Here is a 13,445-nt window from a genome sequence, read left to right as displayed (position 1 = left end):
TTGAGTTTCCGTATCAGCCCCATTTAAGAAAAACTGACCAGCCCCTGCTCCCGAGCTTACAAGTGCAGCATCAAGTGTTGATGATAAGCCTTTGCCTAAGCGATTACTAATCACAATTCGGTCGTCGATATCAATCGAGTAGTAATCAACCGTGATATTAATATTGCTTGTCATATTATAAACAATACCAAGACTGTAATTTTGTGATTTTTCCTCTTTAAGCTCTGGAATACCAATACTTTGTGCAAGTGTACTGTCGTTTCTAAATGTGCCTACCTCTTCTGCAACAAGGTCGCCATTTGAATCAACAACAAACTGCGTACTAATATTATTAAAGTATAGTTGCTGCATAGATGGCGCTCTAAACCCTGTACTAACCGCACCACGTAACGACACATCATCGGTCATTGACCAGTTACCCGCTAACTTAAAGTTAACCGTGTCACCAAAGCCTTTATAGTTATCATAACGCAGCGCGCCGGAGAGAATCACATCGTCAATAATGTAGGCCTCAGCATCTAAATAAAACGAAATCACATCGCGAGACTCATCGACCGATGATGCCGGTGATGAACCACCAAAACCTTGCGTGCCACCCGCAGCATTTTCACTACCAACACCACCGCTGAGTCCTTCATAAATGTTCACACCGTTATTGCTATCATAATCACGGTAGGCGTATTCACTGCCTTCTAGAATACGGTACTCATCGGTACGCAGCTCCGCGCCCATCGCTAATGAATAATCATCATAATCTTTTGTATAATCGAGATTTAAGGTTTGCAATGATAATTCCATGCCATAAGCGTAAGCTTCTCGAGGAATGGCGGCACGAATTTCATCAGCACTTAATCCTTGCTCATAGCGTAGTAAATTAGCGTATGAGCCATTAATGGTATCACTGGTCGTATAATCTATACTATTTTCACCATAAGTATATGAAAAGTCTATGCTTTAACTGTTATCAAATTCTTTTTTAAAACCAAAATTATACGAAACATCATCAATAGTCGTGTTTATTTTTGGTAAAAAGCCAAGAGGAATAGTTGCATCACCATCTTGTAAAACTGGGTTGCCATCCGCATTTGCATTATGGCGGAAAAATGCCGCTGATTCGTTATCACGACTTGAATAGGTAATAAAACTATAAAGCTCACCACCAGCAAGCTCATATCCTGAATTAACGATTAAAGAGAATTGTTGAGAATCTGCATCACCAATTCTAAATGTGTCACGCTCTACGGTTAACTCACGCGGATCGCCAGCTAAAAGCGTACCATCGTCAAGCTCAGTACAACCATAAAACTGACAAGAACCATGTAAACCAGCACGATTAGTTGGGGCACGATCGCGGTAGTTAATTGTCGTATTTAAGTAGCCATCATCACCAAGGGCAAAGCCTTTGTTAAAATCCACATTAACAGTTTCGCCATCACCTTCTGAGTATTGACCATAATTAATCGCCGCTTTCCCACCTTCTTCAGCATCTTTTAAAACAATATTTATTACACCCGCAATAGCATCTGAGCCATATTGTGCCGCTGCGCCATCACGTAAAACTTCAATTCGTTTAATTGCGGCCGCAGGAATCGCATTCATATCAGTGCCCGCAGTACCGCGCCCTACAGAGGTGTTAATATGAATAATACTGGCTTGAGGCGACGCTTACCATTAATAAGTACTAAGGTTTGATCTGGTCCTAAACCACGCAATGTGGCAGGACGAAGAGCATCGGTGCCATCACTAATTGATGAACTTGAAAAGTTAAATGAAGGCGCGATAGCTTGTAACATACGGCCCACTTCAGTTTGACCTGTGTTTTCAAGTGCCTCAGCACTTAAAATATCAACAGGAACAGGTAAATCTTCCACTGAACGCCCGGCTACACGGCTACCGACAATAGCGATTTTTTCTATGTTTTCATCTGCGCCTTGCTCTTGTGCGTTAACCGCTTGGCTATTGGTGGCCATTAAAAGAGGTAATACAGCAGCACTGACTCCTGAAAGCTTTTTCATGTTGTTATCATTCCTATTGATTTGTTTGAGTTTTATACTCAGTAAACCATCTTGATCAACAACCGCAGCGAGTTCAGTTCGTTCTAACATAGTGGTAAGTGCATCTAGCTGTGAATAATACCCAAACACAGATTGAGCTTGGTATTGTTTAGCTAAGTCAAAAGAAAAAACGATTGTTTGTTCAGTCTGTTTTGCAAATTCTATTAAGGCTAGGTCTGCTCGCTGCGCTTTTATGTCAAGTTGTATCATCGGTGCATTTTCGGCTATGGCCTGAGCACTATAGCTTATTGCTAAAGCAAGCAAAGGCATTAACCCACATCGAGTATACGTTTGGTTACTGCGCAGTTTATACAAACAGCTCACATAGAAAAATCCGCTACATTTAAACTTCTTTTTTTTAATTATTTTTTTACTTTTCGTTTCAACCATAGCAACATCTTAATTTGATTATTGTGATTACTTAACTTCTCACCGCCTAACTATGATCGCCCTGTTTTAGACTAACGATATGCTCGCCTAAACGTTCATGCTCGATTGCGAGGTTGGCCTGTAAACTATCTAATAAACCAATAATATCGCCAGCCTTAAACACGCCTGCCACTTTTAGACTTCCTAAAGCGGGATCAGAAAGCTTAAAACGAGTTGCTGTATATCGGCTTACTTCCTGTAATGCTTCACTTAATGGCTCACCATTAAAAATCAACATGCCTTGTTGCCATGCAAGATCTCGCTGTATATCATCAACTGATAATCGGTTAATACTTTTTGTTTTACTTTCTTTAATTAATACTTTTTCACCAGAGGTGACAATACTAGCATTAATAATTTTTACTTTTTCAGTATCATTACTGGCACCTTGAAGTGCGGAGAAATCACTCGCATTAACTTCTATATTGGGCGCAGTGATCATCACTTTACCTTCTGTAACCACCAGCTCTAAATCATTGACTGCATTGCGTTGAACATTAAAAACCGTCCCTAATGCAGTGAAATCTTTATCACCCGCCATTACAGTAAATGGTCGCGAAGCATCTTTGGCAACATTAAAACGCCCTTCACCACGAGTTAAAATAAGTTGTCTGTGGTTTTGAGTATAAGCAACTTCTAACAAACTATTGGTATTGAGTTGAACGATGGTGCTATCTGGTAACACGTAAGTTGCTTGCTCGCCTACTTTTATACGATAAATTTTACTATACTTAGCTTTCATTTTTTCATTATCAGGCCATACATCTAAGTTAATAAACATAAAACTAGCCAATAATAAAAATGCAAAAAAGCTTGCCACCATAGTGTACCGTGCAAAAAATGGAGACTTAGTATTAATTGATTTATTTGGAAATAAACTACTTAGCTCATTAAGCACACTCATGTCGTCCCAGAGTTGAGCAAGTTCAAATACAGCGTCTTGATGATGAGAGCTTTGTGCAACCCATACTTGGAAACCAGCTCTTTCTTTTTGGCTTAAGCCTCTATCCATAGCACTTATCCAGCGACTGGCTTGAGCTTGAATGGCGTCTTTAGACGAAAATTGATGAATGTTACTCATTTTCCTACCCTCCTAGCAGGAGCCTGCCCTTGTTCACTAAACGACCGCGGCCGGCCAATATGTTCATGAGCTTGCATGTACTGCATTGATTGCAATAATCCTTTAGCAATATGCTTTTCAACCGTACTTTCACTGAGCTGCATTTGTTGAGCGATTTCTTTTTGACTCATACCGTAAACTTTTTTCAAAATAAAGCATTTACGTACTGATTGGCTTAATTGTTCTGTTGCTCGGCAAAATAATAAAAAGCGCTCTTTTGAGGTAACTTCGTCTTCTAACTGCAATGAGCTTAATGCCTGCTGATACTCACTACCTTCATCAAGTGAGTCATTATATTTATTATCCCATTTAGCAACATGATTGAGCGCTAAGTGCTTTGCTGTTCGAAGCATATAACTACGGGCATACTTAATATCTTTTTTTAAATCAGCCTCATAACTTTTAATAAACGTTTCTTGAACAATATCTTCTACATCATCCGGTGCAACAATTCGCGAAACAAATCGACGCAATTGCGTCGACAGTCCTAAAAAAGAGGCCGTGAGTGAATTTTTTTTTGTCATCCTTAACCACTTATTTTTATTGTTATTAAGCTTAGATTACGAGTTTTACCATTAATTACAAGATAATTTGTTAAACTTATATTTATTTTGCTACCAAATGTTAATCCCTTGCCATTTAGCTCTCAAATAATGACCGCATAAACTCATAAAACACTTCTGTTTTTCGAGTAGTTAAACTATTTTGTGGTCGTAAAAACCATACTGGTGCATGGTTGTCAGCTAAAGATCCCGGTAGTACTTCTAATAAATGACCTAATTTCAGCTCTTCATCAATAGCAATTTTAGACTTAATTGCAATACCGTGTCCGGCAAGTGTTGCTTGCGTCATATTGTCGGAGTTTGAAATAGTAAAACGAGTATTGGCATTAAAGTTAACTATTTCGTTATTGCTATTTTGCAGCCTAAGTTGACGCTGCCACGGTAAGCAGACCCAATGATGATCATTTAATTGCGCTATATTTTCAGGCATGCCATATTTTTTGACATAACTTGGTGCTACGCATAATATTCGGTGGTTATTAACTATTTTTCTAGAAAGTAGCGCCGAATCATTTAGCCTGCCTACACGAATGGCAACATCTTGGGCATCATCTACGACATTGACAAAGTTATCTGAAATTAAAAAATCTAGCTTAATATCAGGGTACTGCTCTTCAAAGGCACTTAGCTTTGGCATCACAAACTTCGAAAACACCCAAGGCGGCATGGTAACTCGCAGCAAGCCACTGACTGATGATCCCTTTGCACCTATCGTGTGCTCAGCATCACGTAGCGCCTCTAAAATAGCGCCAACACGGCGATAAAACACCTCACCGGCAGGTGACAAACGAATGCGCCTACTATCTCTAAACACAAGCACAGTGGACAATTCACGTTCAAGTTTACTTAACCTGTGACTAACAGTTGCCGGTGATAACCTTTGTGCGCTTGCTGCAGCAAGTACCCCTTTATTTTCAACTACGGCTATAAATGTTTCTAGGTCACTAATGCTATACATTTAACCTTTCACCTTTATTTAATATTTTCGAATACAGCTTTTAGTTTTTCACTGTTTATTTAAATAAACAAAACACTATACTCAATAGTAATTCAACTTAGTAAGGAATTCATTATGAATTTAACCGCACAGATTGCAGCTTATGAAGAGCAAAAAAAAGCTAAAATGCCAAGCGATATACTTGACGTAATGAACCAAACCACAGAACTACTAGTCTCAAAGCATATTGCCGATAAAGCCCTTCGTATTGGCGATAAAGTTGCTGATTTCACTTTACCTGACCAAAACGGTAAAGCAATAAAGTTAAGTAACTTACTCGCTAAAGGCCCCATTGTAGTAAGCTTCTATCGTGGCGGATGGTGCCCTTATTGTAATTTAGAGCTTAAAGCATTTAACGCCCTACTTCCTGATTTTAAAGCGCATGGGGCTGAGCTTATTGCAATTTCACCGCAGTTACCTGACTCATCACTGGATACAGTACAAAAAAATGCACTAGAATTTACCGTACTTTCGGATGTAGGCAATAAAATAGCGGAGCAATTTGGCTTAGTGTTCACTTTAGATGAACGTTTAAAACCAATTTACGCAAAGCTTGGGTTAGATCTCCCAAAAAGTAATGGGGATGATAGTTATCAGCTACCCTTACCTAGTACTTATGTGATTAATCAGCGCGCAGAGGTCGCCTATGCATTTGTATCTGAAGATTATACACAGCGCGCAGAGCCAAATGATGTGCTTAACTTATTAAAGGAAATAAACAAATGAACGTACTTAAAAAATTTAAATCAGTAGCACTAGGTTTACTAGTCACCAGTACTCTTGTAGGAGGTAATGTAATGGCAGAACAAACAGAGGCCACCCAGCCCAAAGTAATTATTTTTGATGTAAACGAAACGCTACTCGATTTAGAGTCAATGCGTACATCAATAGGCGAAGCATTAGGTGGTCGTGAAGACTTATTGCCACTGTGGTTTTCAACTATGCTCCATCACTCATTAGTAACAACCGCAATAGGCGATTACCAAGATTTTGGTGAAATTGGCGTTGCATCACTATTAATGGTTGCTCAAAACAATGGTATTGCATTAGATGCTGAAAAAGCCAAAACAGCAATTGTCACACCGCTATTAAGCTTACCAGCCCACCCTGATGTTAAAAGCAGCCTACAAATATTAAAAGATAGAGGATACAAGCTAGTAAGCCTTACCAACTCTTCAAATAAGGGTGTAAAAGCACAGTTTGAAAATGCTGGGCTAACTGAATTTTTTGATGCTCGTTACAGTATCGAAGATATAAAAATTTATAAGCCAGACCTACGAGCTTATGAGTGGGCGCTTGAAAAATTAGATGTAAAGCCTGAAGAAGCACTACTCGTGGCCGCTCACGGATGGGATATTGCCGGTGCAAAAGCCGCGGGATTAAATGCTGCTTTTATAGCACGCCCAGGTAAAGCGCTATATCCACTAGCTCAAAAACCTGACTTTAACGTGAAAGACTTAACTGAGCTGGTCGAGAAACTAAAGTAATTAACTAAAAATCATAAACTTACAATAGATAAAAGTGCTCAAACCGATGTTTTCAAGCTTCATACCTAATAAGGGAAGCTAAAAAGAACTACGGTTAACATCGCCATACAAGCTAAAAATCAAGGGCAAATAATACGTTTGCCCTTTTTTGTGGCTTAAACAACAACGAGTAATTTAAACACTTGAGCGCGAGTATTAACTAATATAAGGAGGAGATCGCAATGAGTAATTAAAAATTAATCGAGTTTGAGCAGTATTCCTTATTATTTAAAGCTATTAGAGGCAGTGACCAAGAGCTCGTACTACGCGCAAGTCTTCGCGCACAAACACGACAATTAAAAAAAACTAACCAGAAGCCTCCCGAGCAGCCACTAAATGATAACTCAAAACCATGAAGTAGCTGACATCCTTGGCTAAAATGCTAAACTAACGCAACCTTTATTTGTTTATTACTTTCATGAACTTTAGACTATTACCCGAATGGGCTGAGCAAGATGCAATTATGCTCACTTGGCCCCATCAAGATACTGACTGGGCAGATAACCTAGCCAACGTTGAGCCTGTATATATTTCCTTGTGCCAACATATTGCTGCGCGCCAAGTTCTAGTGATTGTGGCTCATGATCAAGCCTTAAAAAACCACATTAACAAGTTGCTGACTAACGCTAATGTCGCGATGAGTAATGTGCGCTTTGTTATCACGGCTTGTAACGATACTTGGGCGCGAGATCACGGCCCACTTACCTGCAGCAATATTAACGATACTAGTCAGTTAAGAATAATGGATTTTACCTTTAATGGTTGGGGTAATAAGTTTGCAAGCACACTTGATAATCAAATAAATGCCGTGTTAGTTAAACAACTTGCAAATAGCAGTAATGATTATCAAGCCGTTGATATTGTACTGGAAGGTGGTGGCATAGAAATTAACGAAGCCGGTGTATTACTAACCACTAAAGCGTGCTTACTTAACCCTAATCGTAACCCACTATTAAGCCAAGCGGATATAGAGCAAAGCCTCACTAAACACTTAGGAGCAAGCCAATTTTTATGGCTTGAGCATGGCTATTTAGCTGGTGATGACACCGACAGTCATATTGACACCTTAGTGCGTTTTGCGCCAAATGATACTTTGCTATACGTAAACTGTGATGACCAAAACGATGAGCACTTTAACGCACTCAGTGCAATGCAAAGTCAATTGCAAACCTTTAAAACCAGCAAAAACACCCCATATACGCTTATAGATTTACCCTGGCCAAAGCCTGTGTTTAATACTGAAGGCGACAGATTACCAGCCACTTATGCTAATTACTTAATTATCAATGGCGCCGTATTAGTGCCTACTTATAATGATAGCAATGATGAGCTTGCCCTTAAAAAAGTTCAACAAGCTTACCCAGAGCATCACATAATAGGCGTTAATTGTTTGCCTATTATTCATCAATTTGGCAGCTTACATTGCATTACCATGCAATTACCTCGTGGATTTTTAGCTGGAGCAACCCTATGAGCCACTCTAAAATAGTAAATGATGCACTCACTAATGTATTTACTGTTGCATTAGTTCAGCAAAGTAACAGCGATAATGCCGATGAAAACATGGCAAAATCAATCGCCGGTATTCGTGATGCTGCAAGCAAAGGAGCTGAGCTTGTAGTATTACAAGAACTGCATCGTAGTTTATATTTTTGCCAAACCGAAGACGTAAACACATTTGATTTAGCAGAAACGATTCCTGGCCCAAGTACTGAAACTCTTGGTGCAATAGCTAAAGAATTAGGTATTGTGATTGTTGCCTCATTATTTGAAAAGCGTGCAGCGGGGCTTTATCACAATACCGCGGTAGTACTTGAAAAAGACGGCAGCATTGCCGGTAAATATCGTAAAATGCATATACCTGATGATCCAGGTTTTTATGAAAAGTTTTACTTTACCCCAGGAGACTTAGGTTTTGAGCCAATTCAAACCTCGGTCGGTAAAATTGGCGTATTGGTATGTTGGGATCAATGGTTCCCAGAAGCCGCCCGTTTAATGGCAATGGCAGGTGCTGAACTACTTATTTACCCGACTGCTATTGGTTGGGATCCCCGTGATGACAGCGCCGAGCAAACTCGTCAACAAGACGCCTGGGTAATTTCACAACGCGCCCATGCAATTGCAAACGGCGTGCCTGTTATAAGTGCTAACCGCGTAGGCCACGAAAACGACCCCAGCGGACAAAGCGAAGGTATTCAATTTTGGGGTAACTCGTTTATTGCAGGTCCACAAGGCGAATTACTCGCTAGTGCAAACAGTACTGACGAGCAACAATTAGTGGTGCAACTTGATCGAAAACGTACCGATGACGTAAGACGTATATGGCCGTATTTACGTGACCGTCGTATTGATCATTACCACGACTTAACCAAAATATACCGCGACTAAACAATATTAAAATTCGCGCAGCAAAGACTGCGCACGTAAAGGAGTAATAAATGGCGTTTGCGCAATGGGCAGCCTTGCCATGGGTAAAATCTCAAGCTGATAAAATTCAATGGGGGCAACTCACTGGCAGCGGTTTAAGTATCGCGATTGCCGAAGGTGTAAAGCAACATTCTGATTTAGTGGTTATTGTTACCCCTGATACACCAAGCGCGTTGCGTCTTGAAACAGAGCTTGAATACCTTTTACCTGAAAACCCAGTAATGGTTTTTCCTGACTGGGAAACACTGCCTTACGATCATTTTTCGCCTCATCAAGATATTATTTCTGCTCGCCTGGCGACTCTTAATACACTAAAAAAAGAACAACAAAGTGTATTGATTGTGCCGGTTTCAACGTTAATGCTACGCACCGCACCGGCCTCATTTATTTATGGTTCTACCTTAAACTTTAAGCTCGGTGATAAACTCGACACTCACACTCTACGCGACAACTTAGAACAAGCAGGTTATTTAAACGTACAACAAGTGATGGAGCATGGCGAGTACGCTATTCGCGGATCGATTGTTGATTTATATCCAATGGGCAGCCCGCACCCGTTTAGACTGGATTTTTTTGACGATGAAATCGACACCATTCGCTTATTTGACGTTGAAACTCAACGTTCTGATGAAAAGGTTGATAGAATTGAGCTACTTCCGGCTCATGAATTTCCAACTAATGAAGCGGACGTAGAACGCTTTAGAATTAATTACCGCGAACAATTTGGCGCAAGTGCAGAACAAGACTCTGTTTATATGCAGGTTAGCAAAGGTACTTGGCCTGCAGGTATTGAATACTACATGCCGCTGTTTTTTGATGGCTTAGCAACTATATTTGACTACTTGCCAAACAACACCACATTTATGCAGCTAGGTGATTTACAACACGCCGCTGATCAATTTTGGCATGATGTAAACGTACGCTATGAAAACCGCCGAGTTGACCCACTTAGGCCGCTGCTTGCGCCTGAATCCCTGTATCAACCGATTAATGAGTTATTTTCAAACTTAGGTAACTTTGCCCGTATTCGCTTAAGCCAAGCTAAGCTCGGCACTAAAGCAGGCAATACCAATTTAGCAAGTAAAGAACTACCAACTGTTCGTATTGACCATAAATTGCATGAACCTTATCAAGCATTTATTAATTATGTAAGCGAGATAAAAAAGCAAAAAGGCCGTATTTTACTGTCGGTTGAATCAGACGGACGCCGTGAATCTCTATTAACACTCATTCGCCCTAGTGGCTTAAAAGTGAAAGAGTTTGAGACCTTTAGCGACTTTTATCACAGCAGCAGTGATGTTGGTTTAGTTGTATCGCCTCTTGAGCAAAGTGTGGTGCTTAGTGGCAAACCAACCCTTGCAATTATTACCGAACAAGAACTTCTCGGTATTAAAGTTTCCCAGCGCAGACGCCGTAAACACAAATACGAAGCAAGCCAAGATGCGTTAATACGTAACTTGGCTGAGCTTAAAGTTGGCCAACCCATTGTGCATCTTGATCATGGTGTCGGTCGTTATCAAGGTTTAGAAACCATTGATGCCGCAGGTGTTGTTACTGAGTTTGTCACCATTAACTATGCTGGTGAAGCCAAACTTTACGTACCTGTTGCCGCGCTGCACATGTTAAGCCGGTATTCTGGTGGTGAGGAAGCAAGCGCACCACTTCATAAGCTCGGCTCAGATGCGTGGGAAAAAGCAAAAAAACGTGCCGCTGAAAAAGTCCGAGACGTAGCCGCCGAATTACTCGACATTTATGCTCAACGCCAAGCAAAACCAGGCAATGCATTTAAGCTCGATAGCAGTGCATATCGACAATTTAGCGACAGCTTCCCATTTGAAGAAACAGACGATCAGCGTAATGCTATTGAGGCCGTCATCGGCGATATGCAAAGCAAACTCGCCATGGACCGATTAGTATGTGGAGACGTAGGCTTTGGCAAAACCGAAGTTGCCATGCGCGCTGCTTTTACTGCTGTTAACGATGATAAGCAGGTTGCTGTACTAGTGCCAACCACCCTGCTTGCCCAGCAGCACTTTGAAAATTTCAAAGACCGCTTTGCTGATTTCCCTATAGAGGTAGGTGTATTATCGCGTTTTAACTCAACTAAAGAGCAAAAAGACACTTTAGAAAAAATGGCCAATGGCAAACTAGATATCGTTATTGGTACACATAAACTGATTCAACAAGATATCGTTTTTAAAGACTTAGGCTTATTGATTGTTGATGAAGAGCACCGCTTTGGTGTACGCCAAAAAGAAAAAATAAAATCACTTCGTGCTGATGTCGATATACTAACACTCACTGCTACGCCAATACCTCGAACACTCAACATGGCCATGAGCGGCATGCGTGACTTATCTATTATTGCCACGCCACCGGCAAAACGCTTAGCGGTAAAAACCTTTGTGCGCCAACGTGATGCCGATTTAATACGCGAGGCAGTATTACGGGAAATTAAACGAGGTGGACAAGTTTATTTTTTACACAACAATGTCGAAACCATTGACCGCGTAGCACAAGAAATAAGTGAATGGGTACCTGAGGCTAGTGTGACATCAGCCCACGGGCAAATGCGTGAACGTGAGCTTGAGCAAATCATGGGTGATTTTTATCATCAAAAATATAATGTCTTGGTATGTACCACCATTATTGAAACCGGTATCGACGTACCGACCGCCAATACTATTATTATGGATAGAGCGGATAAACTGGGCTTGGCACAATTGCACCAATTACGTGGGCGTGTTGGACGCAGCCATCACCAAGCCTATGCCTATTTATTAACCGGCAACCCTAAAGCACTTTCTAAAGATGCCCTAAAACGACTCGAAGCTATTGAATCACTTGAAGACCTAGGCGCAGGCTTTGTCCTTGCAACCCATGATTTAGAAATTCGTGGTGCAGGTGAGCTACTAGGCGATGATCAGTCAGGTCAAATGCAAACCATTGGCTTTAATTTATATATGGAAATGCTCGATCAAGCAGTTAACGCCTTAAAAGAAGGTAAAGAGCCGACTCTTGAAAACTTATTACAGCAGCAAACTGAAGTCGACTTAAAGCTACCAGCACTATTACCTGCTGATTATATTCATGATGTAAATGCCCGTTTAGGTATCTACAAACGTGTAGCAAGCTGTGCTAACCTTAATGATATGGACGAGTTGCAGGTAGAGTTAATCGATCGCTTTGGCTTATTACCCGACGCAACTAAAAATTTATTTAGTTTGCAACAGCTAAAGCTTAAAGCAAGTGCGATTGGCATTAATAAAATTGAAGCCAACCCCAAGGGGGGTTATTTTGAGTTTAGCCAACATACTAAGGTTAACCCAAGCTTCATTATTGGTTTGATACAAAGTGCACCGCATATCTATAAAATGGATGGTGCCAGTAAGTTACGTTTTGCTATTAGTGAGGCAAACCCTCATGAACGCTTGAAAATGGTCACTGCAATGATTGCAGATTTCGAGAAAAAGGTTAGCCATTAATGTCGTTAAAAAAATATCTTCTGATACTTTGCTGTGTATTTAGCAGTAGTGCATTTGCAGAGCGTTGGTTTGAAGTGGAAGTGCTTATTTTCAAGCAGCGTCAAGCCCCCTACTTACAAGAAGACTTTAGCTTAAAACACGAAAAAATTACCGCTAATAATCAATTAGACTTATTAAGTCCCTTGTATTCAAAGCAAGCACAACAAGCATGTATTAATGGCGACAGCCGCTTTAATTCTTCATCATTTACTGACTCATTAGTTAGCGCAGAGCGTTCGAATCTCTGTGATGACAGCGTAGATTATGTAAAAAGCTACGACAGCCTTCCGTTAACTCCTGATGCACCAGCAAAAGATAATATGATCGAACCTTACTTACTAGCACCTTCGCAACTGAAGTTTAAAGCCCAGCAACAAGCATTAAAGCGAAAAGGTTTAACGCCCATACTACATACCGGTTGGCGCTTTGAGGGAAAAAGTAAGTTTCGCGCGCCAAGTGTTCACTTATTTGGTGGCGAGCAATTTAAACCACCTCGTATTATCAACCAAAATGCGCAAAATAATTCAAGCTTTATTAGTTTAATGGATAACAGTAATACTGGGTTTAATACACAGCCTGAGATGGTTTCTTCTTGGGAGTTAGATGGCCTATTTAAGATTCATTTAAATCATTACCTATACATTACTGCTGATTTTGATTTAGCTGACAAATTACCAACAGGGGATATTGAAAAAGCACGTTTTTCTCAGTTCAAACGCGTAATTAGTCACGAAATTCATTACTTTGATCACCCAAAGATGGGCATGATTGTACAGATAAGAAAGTTTAAGCATTAGGAAAAGCC

General features: G+C 40.4%; 9 protein-coding genes and 2 pseudogenes. 7 read left to right on the top strand and 4 right to left on the bottom strand.

Going from position 1 to position 13,445, the window contains the following annotated elements:
• From ACT3RM_RS05520 to ACT3RM_RS05505, 4 genes and pseudogenes are all read right to left on the bottom strand, one after another.
• A pseudogene (locus ACT3RM_RS05520) lies at positions 1-2,444 on the bottom strand (TonB-dependent receptor plug domain-containing protein); the annotation flags it as partial.
• Positions 2,445-2,490: 46 nt separating this feature from the next.
• Positions 2,491-3,564 (bottom strand): FecR family protein, encoded by a 1,074-nt coding sequence (locus ACT3RM_RS05515; RefSeq protein WP_441994655.1) that lies wholly within the window; start codon positions 3,562-3,564, stop codon positions 2,491-2,493.
• Positions 3,561-4,127, bottom strand: coding sequence for an RNA polymerase sigma factor (locus ACT3RM_RS05510; protein ID WP_441994654.1), 567 nt, complete (start codon positions 4,125-4,127; stop codon positions 3,561-3,563). Before ACT3RM_RS05510 ends, ACT3RM_RS05515 begins: the two co-directional genes overlap by 4 nt.
• A gap of 115 nt (positions 4,128-4,242) precedes the next feature.
• The gene (locus tag ACT3RM_RS05505) at positions 4,243-5,124 is read right to left on the bottom strand and encodes a LysR family transcriptional regulator (protein WP_441994653.1); all 882 of its coding nucleotides are present in this window, start codon (positions 5,122-5,124) and stop codon (positions 4,243-4,245) included.
• 114 nt (positions 5,125-5,238) lie between these two features.
• On the opposite strand from ACT3RM_RS05505, the gene ACT3RM_RS05500 reads away from it, so the two are divergent.
• The 7 genes and pseudogenes from ACT3RM_RS05500 (at position 5,239) to ACT3RM_RS05470 (ending at position 13,437) form a co-directional block, all read left to right on the top strand.
• Positions 5,239-5,889 (top strand): peroxiredoxin-like family protein, encoded by a 651-nt coding sequence (locus ACT3RM_RS05500; protein WP_441994652.1) that lies wholly within the window; start codon positions 5,239-5,241, stop codon positions 5,887-5,889.
• Positions 5,886-6,650 (top strand): haloacid dehalogenase type II, encoded by a 765-nt coding sequence (locus ACT3RM_RS05495; RefSeq protein WP_441994651.1) that lies wholly within the window; start codon positions 5,886-5,888, stop codon positions 6,648-6,650. Before ACT3RM_RS05500 ends, ACT3RM_RS05495 begins: the two co-directional genes overlap by 4 nt.
• A gap of 242 nt (positions 6,651-6,892) precedes the next feature.
• Positions 6,893-7,045: pseudogene (locus ACT3RM_RS05490) on the top strand (PilZ domain-containing protein); the annotation flags it as partial.
• 62 nt (positions 7,046-7,107) lie between these two features.
• A complete protein-coding gene (locus ACT3RM_RS05485; protein WP_441994650.1) occupies positions 7,108-8,163 on the top strand; it encodes an agmatine deiminase family protein in 1,056 nt (351 codons plus the stop codon).
• Positions 8,160-9,077 carry a carbon-nitrogen hydrolase gene (locus tag ACT3RM_RS05480; RefSeq protein ID WP_441994649.1) on the top strand — a complete coding sequence of 306 codons (918 nt, stop codon included), beginning with the start codon at positions 8,160-8,162 and terminating at the stop codon, positions 9,075-9,077. Before ACT3RM_RS05485 ends, ACT3RM_RS05480 begins: the two co-directional genes overlap by 4 nt.
• A gap of 50 nt (positions 9,078-9,127) precedes the next feature.
• Positions 9,128-12,601 (top strand): transcription-repair coupling factor, encoded by a 3,474-nt coding sequence (gene mfd / locus ACT3RM_RS05475; RefSeq protein ID WP_441834436.1) that lies wholly within the window; start codon positions 9,128-9,130, stop codon positions 12,599-12,601.
• Entirely contained in the window at positions 12,601-13,437 is an 837-nt protein-coding gene (locus ACT3RM_RS05470) for a peptidoglycan binding protein CsiV (RefSeq protein WP_441834435.1), read from the top strand. The genes mfd and ACT3RM_RS05470 overlap by 1 nt, the downstream gene beginning before the upstream one ends.
• Positions 13,438-13,445 lie beyond the last annotated feature (8 nt).

Source organism: Pseudoalteromonas sp. AOP7-A1-14 (genome assembly GCF_052376275.1).
Classification (GTDB): Bacteria; Pseudomonadota; Gammaproteobacteria; order Enterobacterales; family Alteromonadaceae; genus Pseudoalteromonas.
This window is presented reverse-complemented; position numbering and strand designations above follow the sequence as displayed.